Raw genomic sequence first — 18093 nt, 5'->3', positions numbered from 1 at the left:
GCGAAAAGCTAGATCTAGACGAATCAAAGATAGAAGAAATCCTAAATAAAATAAGCAAACTAAAGCCCGCCGACAAGGTAAAAATCACATACCACGACGGGCAGGGCTACGCGAATATAGAGGGGCTGGTTTCGGGCGTAAATTTGATGGATAAAAGCCTAACGGTAGTGAAGACTAGGGTCAAATTTGACGATATTTACACGGTTGAGGTTGTTTCGTGAGGCGGCGTTTTGGTTGTTTTGCGGTGTGCGAGATACTATAGACGGCACGCAAAACGCTTAAATTTGCTAGCTTTAAAGGCGTTTAAATTTTACTTTGTCTGCTATTTTTTGACGGCTGAAAAATGCGGCGAAATCTTAGTCGCGTTAAAAATAGGTAAAGTAAAATTTATCTTGTTTGAGCGGCTTTGTGCTATCTCAAAAATAGGTTTTTATGCGTCAAATCGGGTCACGCGCCGTTTTAAAAATATTATGCGCGACGGGGGATTTTGCTGATTTGCGGCCGTTTGAGAAAATCCGCGCGCTCAAATTTCTAGTTTTTTGCCGCTTCGGAGAGAAATTCTCGCTCGATCGCCTGGATGACGGCTTGCGGCGAGAGATCCTTCATACAGGCGTGGGTGCCCAGCGGACAGACGCGCTTCATGCAGGGCATGCACTCTAAAGTTAGCCGCAGGATGCGGGCGTTTTCGTTGCGCCACGGACAGGTCTGCGTAAATCTCGTCGGCCCAAAAAGCGCGACCGTAGGCGTTTTATAGGCTGCAGCGATATGCATCGGGCCGCTGTCGTTCGTGACGAATATCCCGCCACTTTGCCAGATGCCGCCGATATTTTCGCAAAGCTCGCGCACGCTTGTTTTGCCCGCTAGATTTTCGCACTCCGCGCTGTTTTCTCGTAAAATTTGCTCGATCTGCTCGCATATATCCCGCTCGCCCGCGCCGCCGAAAATCATAATCTTAAATTTATCTTTAAAATGCAGCGCCACCTGCGCGAAGTGGGCCGGATACCAGCGTTTGGCGCTTCCGTAGCTAGCGCCCGGATTTAGCCCGAGTACGGGCGCGTCAAATTTACGCGGCTCAAAGTAAAGCTTCAGCTCGTCGTCCGCCCGCTTTAAATTTAGCGCCGATTTGACGAATTTTAGGTATTTTTGCACCTGATGCGCGCCGTCTTTGCTCTTTTGAAAAACAAATTTTCTCTCCGCCCGCGCCCCGTAAAGTAAAACCTTGCTCGCAAACGAGCTTCTAAAGCTAAACGCCGCGTCAAATTTACCGAGATTTCTAGCCTGCCAAAATAGCCGCCAGAGCCTAAATTTAGCCTTTTTGCTGTTATCTACGATGACGCGCTCGCAGTTTGGATGAGCCTTAAAAAGCTCGCACGCCGCAAACGAGCCGAAAAATACGATTTTGACGGGCTCTTGAGTCTCTTTTTTTAAATTTTGCGGATTTTGATTTTCTTGCGCGTTTGCGGTCAAATTTGGGCCGCGGTCAGCTTCAAATTCACCGTCCAAATTTGGCGTATCGTTTTTAAAAATTTGAATTTCTTGCGTTATCGAGCCGAAATTTTGCGACGAAAAGCTAAAATCTCGCTCATTTTCAAATTCGCCCGTCAAATTTCCCGCGTCAAATGCCGCCGCGTGCTTTGCAATGGCCTCCACCGCGGCGCTTGCCATCACGGCGTCGCCCAGCCAGGTCGGCAGCTCAATCAAGATTCGCACGTATGATCTCCAGCGTCGCGTTCGCGTTTTTTTCGATGCTAAACTCGCTAGCAAGCGCCAAATTTCGCTCTTGTAGCATTGCTAGCCGCTCGTCGTCGTTTAGGATCTCGTCGATCAGAGCGCAGATGTCGTAGTCTTGCGGCGAGCTCATCACAAACTCCCCTGGTAGTATCTCCGCCGCGCCGTTTTGAGCGGTCGTGATAGCGACGCAGCCGTAGCTAAGCGCCTCTAAAACGACGTTTGAAAACGGCTCGTACGCCGTCGGGAACAAAAACAGCTCGCTGCCTTCGTAAAATCTCGCCGCGCTTTTTTGCGCGCCCGTAAATACGGCGTTTAAGCCTAGTTCCTTGGCTAGATTTTTGTAGCGGGCGGCGTTTTTGTCGCGGCCCACGATCAGGCAGTTTACGCGGGTCTTTAGGCGAGCCGCGATGCGCAAGAACTCCTCCGCGCCTTTGCGTTTAAAGCCGCTTCCCACAAACAGCAGCGTCGGTAGGTGAAAATCAAGCCCGAATTCCTCGCAAAGAGCGAGCTTTGCCGAGCCTTTTTGCACGCGCGTAGGCAAATTTACGCCGTTATAGACGACTGCGATCTTATCAGGGGCGACGGCGTAGGTTTCGCAAATTTGACGTTTTATGAAATTTGAGTTGGCGATGATTTTTTTGGCATTTCTAAAAGTGCGCTTTTCAAGGTAGGGAATTACGAAATTTAGCGGGTTTACAAACCAAAACGGCTTGGTTTTCATATAGACTTTATGCACGCCGTCGCCCGCGCGGTAGATGTCGGCGCAGGTGATGCGCTCTAAGCTAAAATAAATTTCGTCCGCGCTCTTTTGCCGCTTTGCTTGCGAGTTAAAAAGCAGGGCTTTGATCCACGAGCTTAGCTTTTTGCTGCCGTTAAATCCGCGCGTCTCGCACACAACGCCCGAGTTTTTTAGGGCTTTAACGAGCCGCGAGAGATATCTCTGCGCCCCGCCGATAGCGTCTAGATCAAGCCTTAAAAATACTATTTTTTTCATGTTCGCCTTTTAAAATTTAGCGGTATTTTATAAGTTTTTTGATGAATTTTAGGTTATGCCGGGCGTGCGAGGGATGTGGACGTAAATAAGTATAAGCGTAAAATAGGTATAATCGCGCAAAAAAAGGAAAATCGTGAAAATTTTGCTCGTTAGAAACGATAATATCGGCGATCTCATCTGCACGACGCCGGCGATTGAAGCACTGCGAAAGGCTCATTCGCGTGCACAGATCGACATCGTGGTAAATAGTCTAAACGCATGCGTCGTTCGCGGCAATCCATTTTTAAACAAAATATATATCTACACTAAACCAAAGCACGTAAAAGGAGCGGCGGCAAAGGTGCGGGCATTTTGGGGGAAATGTAAAATTTTGTTTCAAATTCGCCGCGAAAAATACGATGCGACGGTGATTTTTAGAAGCGCCTATTCGCCCTCCGCCGCCATATTTGCTAGAGCCGCAGGGGCTAAAACGACCATAGGCGCGGCAAAGCAAAACGAGGGCGGGTCGTTGATAACGCATAAACTAAGCTTTAATCCGCCGCCTCACGAGGTGCTGCTTTGCTATGAGCTAGCCGCGCCGCTGGGAGCGAAATTTGACGGAGAAAAGACGCTTTACGTGCCGAGCTTTAAAAGTGAGAAATTTAAGGATTTCGTATTTTTTCACGTCTCCTCAAGAGTGGAGCAAAACCGTATGGACGAGGCTAAAATTTTACGGATTTTGGGATTTTTAAAGCAAAATTTCAGGCACGTAGCCGTTAGCGCCGAGGATGCGAAACTGGGCGAAAAAGTAGCGCGAGAAGCGGATGTGGAGTTTGCCTCGACTGCGAGTCTAGATGAACTTGCAGGCTACATCTGGGCGGCCAAATTTGTCCTCACGCTTGACGGCGGCGTAGCGCACTTAGCTCCTGCGCTTGGCGTAAAAACGGTGCTGGCGCTTGGCAAAACGGACGCCGCTCGCTGGGCTCCGATTTACGGCGGCGCGAAGTGTGCCGTGCTGCAAAGCGCGAGTAAAAGGGCGCAGGATGTCGCGGACGAGGAAATCTACGAGGCGGTCAAAAATATATGAAAAAAACGGACAAAATCAACATCCTAGAGCTTGAAAGCTCACTAGGCTTCGGCGGTCAGGAGCACCGCACGCAGCGCGTCATAAACGGGCTAAATAAGGATAAATTTAAGGTATTTTACGCGCTAAATCCAGGCTCAAAAAGCTTTGAAAAGCCCATTGATTGCGAGTTTGCGGAATTTAACCTAAGCAAGGTCTATAATATTTTTGAAATTTTTAAAATTTGCCGTTTCGTGCGTGAAAAAGATATCTCGATCATCGCAACGCACTCGGGCAAGGACGGTAACATTGGCGCGATCGTCGCAAAGCTAACGGGTGCCAAAGTCGTGCGAACTAGACACCTGCAAACGCCGATCAGATCGGCATTTAGCTACAACGTAAACGATAAAATCGTAGCCGTCTCAAACGCCGTAAAAGCCCAGCTCGTCTCGCAGGGCGTGCGGGGAAATTTGATAGACGTTATCTATACCGGCGTGGATACGGCGCGGTTTAATCCAAATTTTACCAAAGATATAAAAGTGGAGCTAAATTTGAGCGCGGACTGCGTCGTAGTCGGTATCGTAGCGGTCTTGCGCGCGGCGAAAAATCATCAGCTGCTATTTGAAGCTTTTAGTGAGCTAAATCTGCCAAACACCGCGCTAGTCGTGGTCGGCGACGGTCCGCAGGAAGAAAATTTAAAAAAAATAAAGACGCCAAACATCTACATGCTAGGCTCGCGCACCGACGTGAGCGAGTTTTTGGGTAGTTTTGACGTTTTCGTGCTGCCCTCAAAGATGGAGGCGCTAGGCACGGCGCTGCTTGAAGCGCAGTCGTGCGGGGTGCCTTGCATCGGTAGCGACGCGGGCGGCATCGGCGAAGCGATAAGTAGCGGCGAAACGGGGCTTTTGTTTAAAAACGGCGATAAAGAATCGCTCAAAGCAGCCTTAAAAACGCTAATAGAAGACGCGGCGCTTCGGGCGAAATTTAACGCGAACGCGAGGGAATTTATCGTGCGAAACTTCTCGATAGAGACGATGGTCGCGCAGACGGAAGCGATGTATGAAGCTCTTTGAGAGCGCGGCGCGGCTCATTTTGCGCTTTAAAAGCGTGCGCAAAACGCAGCTGGTTACGCAGCCCATACAAACGGTCTGTTTTTTTAGCAACACCGCGCTTGGCGATACGATTTTTAACACGCCCGTTTTTCGCGTTTTTCGGCAAAATTTCCCGCACGTACGCATCGTCGCGCTACTAAATCCATCTACCGCGCCGCTTTTTAAAACCGATCCGAATATCGACGAAATTTTGCTTTACGACGGCAAAAAAGGCGGCTTTTTGCGCGCTTTATCGCAGCTAAAAAAGATAAAACCCGACGCCATCTTTATCCTGCACTCAAACGAGCCCGAGGCCACTCCGCTAGCCGTTTTAAGCGGCGCAAAATACGTCTTTAAGCTGCCAAATTCCGGCAGTAAATTTAGCCCCTTTCACTCAAATGAGCCAGAGCCATACGGAGAAGAGCGATACGTCGTGCTAAACCGCCTCGAGCAGCTTAAATTTGTAGGCATAAAAAGTCGCGACACGAGGTTAAATTTATATTTGCGAGACGAGGACTTTACCCGCGTCGATGAAATGCTAAAAAAAGACGGCAAACGCAAATTTATCGGCTTTCAGATGGGGGCTAGCACGGTTTCCAGGCAGTGGTTTTGGCAGCGTTGGCGGGGGCTGGCGGGAATTATTTTGGAGCGCACGGACGCCGTCATCGTGCTAACGGGCAGCCCCGCCGAGCGAGCGATGACCGCGCAGTTAGACGAGGAGTTAAGAAGCGCACACGTGATAGATGCGGCGGGTAAATTTAGTCTGCGAGAGGCTGCCGCGCTGATAGCTAGGCTTGACGTGCTTGTCACGCCCGATACCGGCCCGCTGCACGTCGCAGCTGCGCTAAAAACGCCTACGATCGGGCTTTTTGCCGTCGCTTCGCCCGTGAACTCAAATCCGGATTTTGACGAAAATATCCATAAATTTATCAAAAAGCCGCGCACCTGTTCGCCTTGCGTCGGCAAAAACTGCAAATTTCAGGAGTGTATGCTGCAAATCGAGGCGGATGAGGTCTGGGAGATGCTAAAGGAAATGATTTGAAAAAGATTTTGTTCGTCGATACGGGGCGCGAATACGGCGGCGGGACGAAGAGTTTTTTGTATCTTTTGCGGGGGCTTGCCGCGCAGCAAAAATACGATCTTTGCGCATTTTTTGAGACTGATTACGAGGCGGGCGGACGCAAAATCTCGCAAATCATAGAAGAGGTTGGGGCTAAATTTATAAATTTTGCGCCTAAAAAACAGCCCTCAAAGCTAAAAAAAGAGCTTTTACGCACGCTGGGCGGTCAAATTTTAGCAAAATACCTCTATAAAAGAGACTACGACTACGCGCTTTGCTTGCTGCGGCAGGTGCGTCCCGATATCGTTCATTTAAATAATCACTTTTCAACCAATCTCGCCTACATCGCTGCCGCAAACGCCCTAAATATCGCGGTAGTGCAGCACTTGCGTAAAAACTCGCCCGTCGAGCCCTTTAAGCTTGAAATTTTAAAGCGGTTAAAATTTACGCCCGTTTGCGTTTCAAATGCGACTTACGAATTTTACGCCGCGCAGATAAAAATGCCTAAAAACGTGGTTTATAATCCCGTGGAGGCGCCTGTTTTAAGGCGGGAAAAATCTGAAGCGAGCGAAAATTTAAGCCTCTCGCAGACAAATTTAAAAAATAGCGGCTACGATAAAAGCGCCGCCCTAAAAGCCAAATTCGACGCCGAAAAAATAAATATCGTAATGCCCGCAAATTTCTTGACGCTTAAAGGCCATGAGCTCGTTTTTGACGCGCTTGCGGGGCTAAAAAGAAGCGATGTAAAAGTGTATTTTGCCGGCGCGGGCGAGCTAAAAGCTGGCGCGAAAGTCAAATTTGACGCGCTGATAAAATCAAACAAGGCCGAGTATCTAGGCTTTGTTTCCAAGATGGACGAGATTTACGCCGCGTGCGACTACGTGCTTGGATTTTCCAGCGACGAGGGGCTGCCTAGAGTCGTCATCGAGGCGCTTGGATGCGGGCTTGGCGTCGTGTACTCTGATATCGCCGTCATAAGGGAGATTTATGAAATCTCCTCGAAAAAGCAAGATTTTTTTATAGTTCAAAGAAGCTCGGACGCGCTTTTAGCCTGCTTTGACGGCTTGTGTAAGCCAGCCTCAAAAAGCCCCGACGATGCCGTTATAAAGGCCTTTAGCATAGAAAATTATCTTCGCGGGATAGATAGGATATATAGCGAACTTTGACGAAGGCCTCGATCTCTGCGAGATTTTGCTCACTAAGCTCGAAAAATGCGCTCGCGTCGATATCACGCACGGTTTTAAACACGGAGCTAACGGGCGGCAAATGCGAGTTTATCACGAGCGAGTCGGCGATGCCCCTTTGCTCGCTGGCAAAACAAGGCCCCATTAGGCAGATCGTGGCCGTGCGCACGCTGTCTGCGACGTAGTAGTTGCCCGTGTCTGAGCTCGCGTAAAGCTGCATCTGCGAGAGATAAAACGGCAGCTCATCAAGCTTGATTTTATCTATCAAAGAGATGATTTTTAGCTCGTTTTCGCCGAATTTTTTTACGTAAGTATCGCAAATTTGCGAGCTAAAATTTGACTCGTCGCTAGCGCCGTTTTGGCTGCAAATTTGAGCTTTTGTCTGCTCTTCGTTTGTATTTTCAAGACCGCCGTAAATTTCGCTCGTATCGCTACCGGCTAAATTTGCGCAAATTTGTCCATCGCTCGGATTTTCCGTCTGCTTTTTGTCCGTATTTTCCGCGAGCAGGTTTTTTAGCAGCGCAGCCTCTTCGCCGACGCCGAAAATGTAAACCTCGCAGTCAAATTTAGCGAAAATTTCAAAGATTTTTTCCCAAGTTTTTTTTGGCGGCGTTTTCATTTTATTGCCCGCGCTCAGGCTCACGCCGATCTTAAATTTGCCACTTTTTATTAGATTTTCTTGCGGGATAAAGAGCGGTTTTTGCAAGCATTTTTCATATTTTAGCTCGCTCTCGCCCAGCGTTTTTAGGTAGGTTAGCAGCGTGAGGTCTTGCAAAGTGTGCGGCACTTTTTTCATGCCGAGCGACAGCAGGGCAAAGTCGCTAGATGCCGCGTAGTGATGCACGGCGATGATGTTTTTAGCTAGAGTGCAGCGCGCTAAAAAGAGGTTTAGGCTGTTTGGCATCAGAACGTAGACGCTCTCGTAGTTGCGCGAAAAAAGCTCGAGCGCGAGTCCTATTTTTGAGGTTTTTTTACGCTTTACGTCATTTATCGTAAATATTTTTTCTATTCGGCTGTCGTGTTTTGCGAAAGCTAGATTTATCTCGTCTATGAGCACGTCAAATTTGCTCAGCTTTTCAAAGATCACGGTCGAGTTTGCGTAGTCGCCGATTTTAGCGGTTTGTATGAGTAAAATTTTATCGGATGCTTTTTTAAAACAGCTTGTTATTTTAAGGTACGGCCAAAGTATTAAATAAAATAAAAAATATATCAAAAATAAATCCTCTGATTTAATCAAATAGGCCATTTTACATGATTTTTAATTAAATATTGTTATAATCGCGCACTTAATAAAATGGAGAGTGTATGACCAAGCAAAAGGCGTTTGATTTTTGTCAAAATTTAATAATATATCTTCTCTTTTTATTTATAGTTTGCGAGCATCACGTAAGCTTTACTGCTGTAAAAAACATATCGCTCTATACTGCTGTTTTGCTAGCTTTTACAACGTTATTTTTGTGCAAAGATCAAATATTGCAAAGAATTAAATCAAATTTTAGCCATGCTAAAATGAGTCTAATATTCTTAGCTTTATTTGCTGCTTATGCACTTTTGATATCTTGTTTTCCATATGACGATTCTTTTGGTTCCGCAAAAAAAGCTTTTAGCGAATTTGGAAGAGGGGTTGCATTTTTATTTGTAGTGCTTGTTTGTTCAAACGGCAAAGAAAGACAACAAAAAATCCTTTTTTATTCCATATTGGCGGCATTTATTTTTATTACCGTTTACTATGCATTGCCGATTTTTGAAAATTTGGACAAAATTTCAAGTGCGGATCCGGAGGCTGGAAGAATAGTACATAGGGGATATTCATTATTTGTAGACAGGTTTATGGTGTTTGCTTTGTTGGGTATAATATTTTTTAAAAGCAATGCTGTAAAAGCTTTTATGGTTATTTTTTGTTGTATTGCTATTGCTATGGATATATTAGGCGGAGCTAGGGGGAGCTGGCTTAGCGTATTTGTTGCTTTTATTTTGTTATTTATATTTCTGGTTTTCAGTAAACATAGAGATTTTTTAAAGAAAAATTTTAAAAAATTATTTGTCATTGGAATGCTTTGCTTTTTAAGTATAGGGGTTTTATTTTTTAATTCATCCATTGCAAACTCTAAATTATCGCAAGGATTGCATAGTTCGGGCAGGGATTTGATATTAAAAGAAAGGCTACCCTTGCTTTTTGAAACTAATAGATGGATATTGGGGCTTGGGCACGGCGAGCACTTATATGATAAATTTTTAGCTGACAAGTCGGATGAAAAGGGTATTGAAATTTTCATGATGTCCATAAGGGACGGAAAAAGACATTGGTTTAATGATGAGCCTTTTTTTATAGGCAATATATATTATTACGGAGCTATCGGAGTTTCATTTTTATTTTTATCATTTTTCTATTTATTAAAAGAAAGTTTAAGCTCTTTTAAAAGTACGCAAAATTTATTATTTGCCGGAGTTTTTATTTCAGCTATATCGTATTTTGGCGTAAGAGGACTATTTGAGACATATAATTTAAAAATTTTATACCTTTTTTATTTAATCGGATTTCTTATTTTATTTAAATCGAAGGTCGATGTAAAAAATGAGCGTTAGCGTTTTGATGTATCATCACGTTTTAAAAAAGGGCGGATTTATCGCTTCTAGCGTGGAGGACTTTGCCTCGCAGATGAGATTTCTCGCCGAGGCTGGCTACAAAACGCTCACGATGAGCGAATTTATCGCCTATAAAAAGAGCGAGCTGGCCGTACCTAAAAAAAGCGTCCTTATTACCTTTGACGACGGTTGGAAGGACAACTACGTCTACGCCTACCCTATCTTGCGCGAGTTTGGGCTGCGGGCGAGCATATTTTTAGTGACGCAGTGGATCGAGCGCGCGAGTCTGCGACAGGGCGAGTTTATCGAGCTAACGCACTCCGAATACAAACAAGTAGCCCACCAGCGCCCGCAGGACGTGTTTTTAAACCTTGACGAGATAGCTGCGATGCGGGACGTTTTTGACTTTCACTCGCATACGCACACGCATTTTGACGAGTATTTCGGCGCGCTCCCGCCTGAGGAAAATTTCGCTCGGTGCCGCGAGTTTATGCGCGCAAATTTGGGCATCGAGGACAAAATTTTGTGTTGGCCGCGGGGCAAATACGACGAAAATTTGATCCGTCTGGCTAGGCAGGCGGGATACGAGGCGTTTTTTACGACGCAGCGAGGTATAAATAGACCAGGCGGCGACTTGTCGGCTATCAAGCGCATCGCCGCTAAAAAGGACGCTGCGTGGCTAAAACGCACGCTTTTTATCTATCAAAACGACTTTTTGGGCGGGATATACTCAAAGATAAAAAAGTAAGATTTGCCTTAAATTTGAGTAAAATTTGGAGTTTTGGCGGATTTGGTTCGATCTGCGTAAATTCGGCTCAAATTTAAAATGTAAAAGAATCATTCAACGAGATCAAAAAATACATCGGCAAAGGTGGCTAAAAAGCTTTGATCGTAAAATTTAGAAAAAAGCAAAATATGATGAGTGCAGAGCAAAAATATAAATTTTACAGGGCGGCGAGATATTTGCTAGCGGTGCCGATGGTTTTCTTGCTTGATTGGTGGGCGGCGGCTTTGATTTTGGCGGTTTTGCCTTTTGAGGGCGCGCTAAGGATTACCGTTTTTGCGGCAACATTTGCGATTTTGGCTTGCGCGCTGCTTTGGTATTTATTCAAAAGGTATAAAAATTTTAAGCTAAGCAAGCTGTTTGTAAAAAATCCAAATCTTAGTTTGCTGCTTTTTGCGATAGAGAATTTATCGCTCGGCGCTTTTTACGGCGGGTTTTTGGTATGCCTCGCGGCGGGGTATTTTTGGGGCGAGCGTGCGGCAGTCTGGAGTATAGCGTTTGTTGTCGTTGCGCCCGTTTGTCTGATCGTTTTCGTGATTTCGTATATGTTTAATGAAAAGAAGGCCTAGGCGTCAAATTTAAGCGCCCAAATTTATAAAATCAAGAAGGTCAAATTTAACGGCTAGCGTTCAAGTAAAATTTGACTTTGCAAAAGCCGAGCCGATAAATTTGATCGTCAAATTTGGCCAAAACAGCCAAATTTACCGCTCGAGGCTCAAATTTGCTCGTAAAATTTAGCCAAAACGGCCGAAATTTACAAAGCCTGCTTAGCTTTGGCTTAAATTTTCCCTGATTTTCCTCTCTATCGCCTCCAGCTCCTCGCCCTCAAATCTCATCAGCGTTCGCTCCACGCCGTGCTTTATCATCCCCTCTTTGTCGCACGGCACGAAGTCCCAGTCTTTTTGAAATACCGCGTGCTTGCCCATAGTTTGGTTGCCGTTGCGCTGCGTGTAGCCGTTTGCGTCTAGTTCGTTATCCCACGGCCCCCACTCAAACGCCCCGCTAGGCCCAAACAGCGCGATCACGGGCACGTCGTTAGCCGCAGCTAGGTGCATGATCGCCGTATCCACGCCGATAAACATCGCGGAGCGCTTTGATAGAGCGGCGGTTTGCTTTAGGGTGAGCTTGCCGCCTAGATTTACGGGGCTAGAGGAGCACAGCGCCAGCACGTCGTCTAGCTTTTTTAGCTCGGCGTCGTTGTTATCGGCCGTCAGCACTACGCGCACGCCAAGCTCTTCGCAAAAGTCGATTATCGCAGCCATAGTTTCGTCGTCCGCGCACTTAAACATCCAGCGGCTAGTTAGATGCACGTGGATAAATTTAGGCGGCAAATTTAGATGACTGATGCACTCTGGATCAAAATACACGCTCACTCTTTTGCCGCTAGGCTCAAGCCCGAGCGCGGCTAAGGCGTCTAGATTTCTATCCACGGTGTGGCGTAGGCCGCCTATTTTAGGGGCTTTGTGAGTTATTATTTTATTTACGGTCTTGTTTTTGCCCTCAAAGCCCACGATGGTTTTTATCTTGGCGTATTTGGCGACGATGATACCGCGGTCTCCCGTCGTGGTTTGCACGGCGATGTCGTATTTTTGCTTTTTGATGGTGCGGATAAACTTTAGCTCGCGCCAAAGTCGTTTGAAAAAGCCGACCTCTTTTATATTTGCGCGGTCGTAGACGTGGATGTTTTGGATGTTCGGGTTGCCTTCGATCATCGCTTCCGTGCCCTTGTTTAGCGCGAAATCTATCTGCGCGTCAGGGTAGATGCGGCGCAGGTTTTCGATGAGCGGAGTCGTGAGCAACACGTCGCCGATGTTTCTAAATTTCATAACTAGGATTTTGATTTTTTTATCTTTCATTTTACGTACTTCCAAAATGTGTATTGCGCGTAAAGCCTTGCTATCACGTAGCCGCGCCAGCCCTCGCGCCAGCCGCCTTTTAGGAAAAATAGCTTAAAAAACGTCCATGCGGGGTTTAAAATAGCTTTAAATTTACTTGATTTCGCACCCTTTGCGCCCAGGCTTGAGTAGCGATTTTGCTTGGCGATAAACTGCTCGATACTATCGTAGGCATAGTGTTTAAAGTGGTTTTTTAGCCTGCCGATTTGATTTTTGGCGGCGGTTAAATTTGCTCCGCCTGCCGGAGTTTGTTTGTCTGTTTTAACCGCGCTTTTTAAAACGACCTTTTCGTGTATCTCGCGCCCGTCAAATTCCGCCCGCGTCTTGTCAAAAAGTCTAACCGTGTAGTCTGGATAAAGCCCCATAGTGCCCACTTCTTTACCGAAAAAGATATTTGCGCGAGCCACCTCGTACGCGCAAAACTCGGGACGCTGCAAAACCTGCAAAATTTCCTCTCGCAAAGGCTCCAAAATCACCTCGTCGCTATCTAGCACGAAAACCCAGCGATTGCGCGCTAGATCCACTCCTAGCTGCTTTTGCGCGCTAAATCCCAGCCATTTTTGCTTGTGAAATTTGACGTTTTTAAACCCTGCGCAAATTTGCTCTGTAGCGTCCTGCGAGCCGCTATCGACCACGACGACTTCGTCTGCGAATTCGCAGCTTTTTAGCACTTCGGCGAGGTATTTTTCGCTGTTAAGCGTGAGGATTACGACGCTTAGCATTTATAAATTTCCTCGTTAAAATGTTTAAAGCGTTTATGAAACCAAAAGTACTCGTCCGGCTTCTCGCGCACGGCGGCCTCGGTAGCGTCTGATTGAGCTTGCGTGGCATTTAGCACGGCTTCGTCTTTGTCAAAATCCCTAACGTCGATCAGCGGGAAAAAGCAAATTTCGCTGAGGTTTGCCCCCTTTTCGCGGATAAAGGCCGGCACGATGAGCGCGTCTGTTTTTTGCGCGAAAATGCTAACTGCGGGCGTATGCAGGACTTTTCGCCCGAAAAATTTGACCTCTACTCCTTCCTCTTTGGCGGTGTTTTGATCGACTAGGATGCCCACTAATCGGCGCGCCTTGACCGCTTTTAAAATTTGCTTGGCGCCGCCCATTTTATCGATGAGCTCGATATCAAAGCGGGTGCGGTTGGCTGCTAAAATGCGCTGCATGACCGCGCTATCAAGAGCGCGTCCGACGATGCTAACGCCGCCGAATTTTGCCGCCATCGCTAGAGAAAAAAGCTCCCACTGTCCGTAGTGCGCCGTTTGCACGATGATAGGACGACCCGAAGCGAGCGCGTTTTGAAAGATTTGCTCGTTTTTAAATTCGACCTTTTCTAGGATTTTTTCCTTACTCGCGTTTTGGTTTTTTATAAAATTTACCGCAAATTTGGCGTAGTTTCGGTAAGTATCTTTTACGATCTGCTCTTTTTGCGCGGCCGTAAGCTCGTCCGCGTAGGCGAAATTTAGATTTGCCCTGATGATTTTGGTGTGTTTGGCGTCAAATTTATAAAACAAAAACGCGATGAAATTTAAAAAAGGATCCAGCAAAAACGCGGGCGTAACGGTAAAGATAAATTTAAAAAATCTATAAAGCCAAAGGTAAAATAAATCACGCATCAAGTAGCCTTTTTGCCGCGTTTGCGATAGCTTGCGGCGCGATATCTCGCACGCAAAAGTCGCTTTTATCTATCTTTTTCGCGTCTATTTTTTTGCCCGCATCTAGCGTTAAATTTACGGGGCTAGCAAAGGCGTTTCGCTCTGCGGGGCGGTTGCCAAAAAGCGTGATAGAGGGGCGGTTTTGCGCCCAAGCTATATGCGTTACGCCGCTATCGTTGCCGATAACAAGGTCGCAGGACGAGATAAAGCTTACGAGCTCTTTTAGGTTTAAGCTTAGCGGTTTTGCGTTTGAGTTTTTGATCAAATTTATGGCTTTTTTCTCCTCGTTTTCGCCGTTAAAGCAGACGAAAATTTCATTTTGCGGCTCGTCTAGCAGAGCGATAACATCGCTAAATTTATCGTAAATTTTACTCGGCTCGCTAGCAAAAGGCGCGATCAAAATTTTCTTTTTTGAGCTTTTAAATTTACTTTGCGGGGCGCTAAAACAAGGCTGTTTGGCTAAAATTTCATCCTCGCTAAAACTAAAGCCCAAGGCAAAAGCCGTAAGTTTTAAATTTCGCAAGATGATATTTTCTGCGTAGTCGCAATTAAATTTATGCCTATAAAACAGTGCCGCAAGCGGTTCTTTGACGCTAAATTTGTCAAATCCGTAACTGTTTTTGCCAAGAAGCTTCGCAACCGCGGCGGATTTGATCAGCCCTTGCAGGTCGATGACGTAGTCAAATTCGCCCTCTTGTTTTGCAGACGCGATCAGCTCCAAGCTTTTTTTGTATTCGCCGTTTTTTAGCGGTAGCGATACGACGCGCGAAATTTGCGGACAAAGGAATAAAATCTCGCTAAATTTAGCGTCGGCAAACCATGTTATTTTGGCTTGCGGTAAGTGCTTTTTGATAAACTGCAGCACGGTAGCCGCATGGACGATATCGCCCAGGGCGGAGAGCTTGATAACGGCGATGTTTGGGCTTAAATTTTTACTCATTTACCGCTTTTATAAAGATTTTTAGCTATCATTTTAGGCAAAAATAGCTAAAAAAGGTTTGAAATGGCTAAAAATTATATCTGTGTTTTTGACTGCGAGACGGTGCCCGACACCGCGCTTTTGCGTAAAATTTACGACTTTGAGGGAAGCGACGCGGAGGTGGCGAGGCAGGCGTTTGCCGCGCAAAAGGCAGCAAGCGGGAGCGAATTTTTGCCCGTGATGTTTCACCGCGTCGTGGCGATCTCTGCGGTGATGGCGGACGAGTACGGTAAATTTTTGCGCGTAAGCACGATGAAGGGCGCAAACGAGCGCGAAATCCTAAATAAATTTATCGGTTTCGTAAACTCGCACAACCCGCGCCTGGTGAGCTTTAACGGGCGGGGTTTTGATCTGCCGATGATTTTAACTCGCGCGATGAGGTACAACGTCTCGTTTCCGAGCTTTTACGAGGTCGAAAACAAGGAGCTTGGTAAAGGCAAATGGGACGGCAACTACCGCGACAGGTATAGCGGCAAATTTCACTTCGATCTGCTCGATCACGTGAGCGAGTTTGGCTCCGTGCGCGGGCTAAAGCTCGATACTCTCTGCGCTAGCCTAAATTTACCCGGCAAATATGACGTGCACGGCGATCAGGTGATGGAGCTGTTTTTTGACGGTAAGATCGACAAGATCAACGAATACTGCGAAAGCGACGTGCTAAACACATACTGGCTTTTCCTAAAATACGAGCTTTTGCGCGGAAATTTGACGCTGGACGATTACGCGGACGATATCTCGGTGATGAGCGAGTGGCTCGCGGCAAACTGTGCGCAGATGGGCTATACGCCGGTTTTTTGCGAGGCGGTCGATCGCGAACTTGCGCGCCTTGAGACGCAAAACTACGAGGACGAGCCCGAGCTCGGAGATGACGACGAGCAGGCCGCGGTGGAGGAGTACTATACCGAAGAAAATATGCCCGAGATAAATTTAGACGAGCAGTGAGAACGGGCGCAAAAATACGCTAAAATAGCGTCAAATCACAAAGGAAAAAACATGAAAATTTTAGTAACCGGAACGGCGGGATTTATCGGATTTCACTTGGCAAACGCCCTCGTAAAAAGAGGCGACGAGGTCGTCGGATACGACGTGATAAACGACTACTACGACGTAAATTTAAAGCTTGCGCGCCTAAAAACGGCCGGCTTTGATATAAACGAGATCGAGCGAGGTAAGCTGATAAGCTCAAAAACGCAGCCTAATTTAAAATTTATAAAAGCCGACTTGGCCGATACCCAGACGATGAAAGAACTTTTTGATAAAGAAAAATTTGACGTAGTGGTAAATTTAGCCGCGCAGGCGGGCGTGAGATATTCGCTAATTAATCCGCAAGCCTACATCGACAGCAACGTTACGGGCTTTATGAATATCCTCGAATGCTGCCGCCACAACCAAACTAAAAATCTAGTCTACGCAAGCTCGAGCTCGGTTTACGGCCTAAACGAAAATATGCCGTTTTCTACGCACGAGGGCGTAAATCACCCGATCAGCCTCTATGCCGCGACTAAAAAAAGCAACGAAATGATGGCGCACACGTACTCGCATTTATTTGGCGTGCCGACTACGGGGCTGCGATTTTTCACCGTTTACGGCCCGTGGGGACGCCCCGATATGGCGCTGTTTTTGTTCGTCTACGCCGCGCTAAAAGGCAAGAAAATCGACGTCTTTAACTACGGCAAGATGAAGCGCGACTTTACCTACGTGGACGACATCGTAAAGGGCATCATAAAATGCGTCGATAACCCCGCCAAGCCAAATCCCGCGTGGGACGCGAAGCATCCCGATCCCGCCACGTCAAGCGCGCCGTTTAAGGTCTATAATATCGGCAATAATAGCCCCGTAGAGCTCATGGACTACATCAAGGCCGTCGAGCTAAAAATCGGCCGCGAGATAGAGAAAAACTTCCTCCCGCTGCAAGCCGGCGACGTGCCTGCGACCTATGCGGACGTGGGCGATCTAGTAGCGGACTTTGACTACAAGCCAAACACTAGCGTAAATGACGGGGTGGCTAGGTTTATCGAGTGGTACTGCGAGTTTTACGGGGTTAAAATTTGAGATTTTTCGCGCTATTTTTGGCCGCCTTTTTAAATTTTGCTATGGCGGCGCAGAGCGAAAATATAAGCAGCGCCGCGAGCGCAGATACCGCTAAAAAGGCTAAATTTGAGCTTTTAAAACTTAGCGAATACAAAGGTCAAAGTGTCGGCGGCTGGCTAGCTAGCGAGAAACTAGACGGCGTGCGCGCCTACTGGGACGGGCGAAATTTGCTCTCTAGAAACGGTAAAATTTTAGCCGCGCCAGGGGGCTGGAGCGCGCATTTTCCGCCGTTTGCGCTTGACGGCGAGCTTTACACCGCGAGGGGCGAATTTGAAAAAATCCAATCGATCGTGATGGATAAAATGCCGAGCGCCACGGCGTGGAGCGAGGTTAAATTTTATGTTTTTGACGTACCTGAGGCTAGCGGCGGGCTTTTAGAGCGGCTTAGCGAGCTTGAAAAATTTATCTTGCAAAATCCGCAAGCCGGGCAAAATTTAAAGATAATCAAGCAGGTGAAAGTAAAAGATAATGCCGAATTTGAGGCATTTGCGGAGGCCGTCATCGCAAAAGGTGGCGAGGGTGCCGTCGTGCGCGAGCCAAACGCGCCGTACGAGCGAAAACGAAGCAAAAACGCGCTGAAATACAAAAAATTTAAAGACGCCGAGTGCGAGGTGACGAAGGTAAACGCGGGCACTGGCAAATACGTCGGGCTCATGGGCTCGGTAACCTGTAAGGCGCTTAGCGCTGCGGGCTCAAACTCGGACGAGCAAATCGCTAGCGGAGTAAAATTTAAGATTGGCTCGGGTTTTAGCGACGAAGAGCGCGCAAACCCGCCTAAAATCGGCTCTATAATAACCTACAAATATCAAAATTTAACCGCAAAAGGGTTGCCGAGGTTTCCGGTATTTTTGCGGGTTAGAGAGGATTAAATTCGGCCGTTTCGGGCAAATTTGCCGCTTTGATGCTCGCTTGGACTCAAATTTTAAGAATTCTGACGGTCTTTTGGTTAAATTTGGCTTCTTTTATCGCCTTGATTTGCGCTCTGCCAGCTCAAAAAATACAAACACC

Annotated in this window: 18 protein-coding genes; 11 read left to right on the top strand and 7 right to left on the bottom strand. The window is 46.8% G+C overall.

Features of this window, described 5'->3' with window-relative positions; genetic code table 11:
• Positions 1–221 (top strand): YolD-like family protein (locus tag RWM02_RS00810; RefSeq protein ID WP_314068432.1); only part of this gene is annotated, 221 nt, incomplete at its 5' end.
• A gap of 310 nt (positions 222–531) precedes the next feature.
• Here the strand turns inward: RWM02_RS00810 and waaF are convergent.
• Complete coding sequence (gene waaF / locus RWM02_RS00805) at positions 532–1710, bottom strand: lipopolysaccharide heptosyltransferase II (protein WP_390887708.1); 1179 nt, start codon at positions 1708–1710, stop codon at positions 532–534.
• Complete coding sequence (locus tag RWM02_RS00800) at positions 1694–2725, bottom strand: glycosyltransferase family 4 protein (RefSeq protein WP_314068430.1); 1032 nt, start codon at positions 2723–2725, stop codon at positions 1694–1696. Before RWM02_RS00800 ends, waaF begins: the two co-directional genes overlap by 17 nt.
• Before the next feature lie 133 nt (positions 2726–2858).
• On the opposite strand from RWM02_RS00800, the gene RWM02_RS00795 reads away from it, so the two are divergent.
• From RWM02_RS00795 to RWM02_RS00780, 4 genes are read left to right on the top strand one after another with little or no spacing between them, the layout of a single operon-like run.
• Complete coding sequence (locus RWM02_RS00795) at positions 2859–3791, top strand: glycosyltransferase family 9 protein (protein WP_314068428.1); 933 nt, start codon at positions 2859–2861, stop codon at positions 3789–3791.
• Positions 3788–4840 carry a glycosyltransferase family 4 protein gene (locus tag RWM02_RS00790; protein WP_314068426.1) on the top strand — a complete coding sequence of 351 codons (1053 nt, stop codon included), beginning with the start codon at positions 3788–3790 and terminating at the stop codon, positions 4838–4840. The genes RWM02_RS00795 and RWM02_RS00790 overlap by 4 nt, the downstream gene beginning before the upstream one ends.
• Positions 4827–5900 (top strand): glycosyltransferase family 9 protein, encoded by a 1074-nt coding sequence (locus tag RWM02_RS00785; RefSeq protein WP_314068424.1) that lies wholly within the window; start codon positions 4827–4829, stop codon positions 5898–5900. The genes RWM02_RS00790 and RWM02_RS00785 overlap by 14 nt, the downstream gene beginning before the upstream one ends.
• Positions 5897–7084, top strand: a complete 1188-nt coding sequence (locus RWM02_RS00780) for a glycosyltransferase family 4 protein (protein WP_314068422.1) — start codon at positions 5897–5899, stop codon at positions 7082–7084. The genes RWM02_RS00785 and RWM02_RS00780 overlap by 4 nt, the downstream gene beginning before the upstream one ends.
• Here the strand turns inward: RWM02_RS00780 and RWM02_RS00775 are convergent.
• Complete coding sequence (locus RWM02_RS00775) at positions 7032–8315, bottom strand: glycosyltransferase family 9 protein (protein WP_314068420.1); 1284 nt, start codon at positions 8313–8315, stop codon at positions 7032–7034. The genes RWM02_RS00780 and RWM02_RS00775 overlap by 53 nt on opposite strands.
• 92 nt (positions 8316–8407) lie before the next feature.
• Between RWM02_RS00775 and RWM02_RS00770 the strand changes: the two genes are divergently transcribed.
• From RWM02_RS00770 to RWM02_RS00760, 3 genes are all read left to right on the top strand, one after another.
• Positions 8408–9688 carry a hypothetical protein gene (locus RWM02_RS00770; RefSeq protein ID WP_314068418.1) on the top strand — a complete coding sequence of 427 codons (1281 nt, stop codon included), beginning with the start codon at positions 8408–8410 and terminating at the stop codon, positions 9686–9688.
• The gene (locus RWM02_RS00765; RefSeq protein WP_314068416.1) at positions 9678–10436 is read left to right on the top strand and encodes a polysaccharide deacetylase family protein; all 759 of its coding nucleotides are present in this window, start codon (positions 9678–9680) and stop codon (positions 10434–10436) included. Before RWM02_RS00770 ends, RWM02_RS00765 begins: the two co-directional genes overlap by 11 nt.
• Before the next feature lie 167 nt (positions 10437–10603).
• The gene (locus RWM02_RS00760) at positions 10604–11041 is read left to right on the top strand and encodes a hypothetical protein (RefSeq protein ID WP_314068414.1); all 438 of its coding nucleotides are present in this window, start codon (positions 10604–10606) and stop codon (positions 11039–11041) included.
• 198 nt (positions 11042–11239) lie between these two features.
• Here RWM02_RS00760 and rfaQ read toward each other — a convergent pair whose 3' ends face one another.
• From rfaQ to waaC, 4 genes are read right to left on the bottom strand one after another with little or no spacing between them, the layout of a single operon-like run.
• A complete protein-coding gene (gene rfaQ / locus RWM02_RS00755; protein ID WP_122873420.1) occupies positions 11240–12328 on the bottom strand; it encodes a putative lipopolysaccharide heptosyltransferase III in 1089 nt (362 codons plus the stop codon).
• On the bottom strand, positions 12325–13089 hold the full coding sequence (locus RWM02_RS00750; RefSeq protein WP_314068411.1) for a glycosyltransferase family 2 protein: 765 nt from the start codon (positions 13087–13089) through the stop codon (positions 12325–12327). Before RWM02_RS00750 ends, rfaQ begins: the two co-directional genes overlap by 4 nt.
• Positions 13083–13976: a lipid A biosynthesis lauroyl acyltransferase gene (locus RWM02_RS00745; RefSeq protein WP_314068409.1), complete on the bottom strand. Its 894-nt coding sequence runs from the start codon at positions 13974–13976 to the stop codon at positions 13083–13085. The genes RWM02_RS00750 and RWM02_RS00745 overlap by 7 nt, the downstream gene beginning before the upstream one ends.
• Complete coding sequence (gene waaC / locus RWM02_RS00740) at positions 13969–14955, bottom strand: lipopolysaccharide heptosyltransferase I (RefSeq protein ID WP_314068407.1); 987 nt, start codon at positions 14953–14955, stop codon at positions 13969–13971. The genes RWM02_RS00745 and waaC overlap by 8 nt, the downstream gene beginning before the upstream one ends.
• Before the next feature lie 63 nt (positions 14956–15018).
• Between waaC and RWM02_RS00735 the strand changes: the two genes are divergently transcribed.
• Genes RWM02_RS00735 through RWM02_RS00725 form a run of 3 tightly spaced genes read left to right on the top strand, consistent with a single transcriptional unit; the run spans position 15019 to position 17954 of the window.
• Complete coding sequence (locus RWM02_RS00735; RefSeq protein ID WP_314068405.1) at positions 15019–15936, top strand: 3'-5' exonuclease; 918 nt, start codon at positions 15019–15021, stop codon at positions 15934–15936.
• A 51-nt stretch (positions 15937–15987) separates the two neighbouring features.
• Positions 15988–17046, top strand: coding sequence for an NAD-dependent epimerase (locus RWM02_RS00730; protein ID WP_314068403.1), 1059 nt, complete (start codon positions 15988–15990; stop codon positions 17044–17046).
• Entirely contained in the window at positions 17043–17954 is a 912-nt protein-coding gene (locus RWM02_RS00725) for a DNA ligase (protein WP_314068402.1), read from the top strand. Before RWM02_RS00730 ends, RWM02_RS00725 begins: the two co-directional genes overlap by 4 nt.
• Positions 17955–18093 lie beyond the last annotated feature (139 nt).

This window comes from Campylobacter showae (assembly GCF_963515975.1).
GTDB classification, from domain to species: Bacteria; Campylobacterota; Campylobacteria; order Campylobacterales; family Campylobacteraceae; genus Campylobacter_A; species Campylobacter_A showae_F.
Note: the sequence above shows the minus strand (reverse complement) of the source record. Positions and strands in the feature narration are given on the sequence as shown.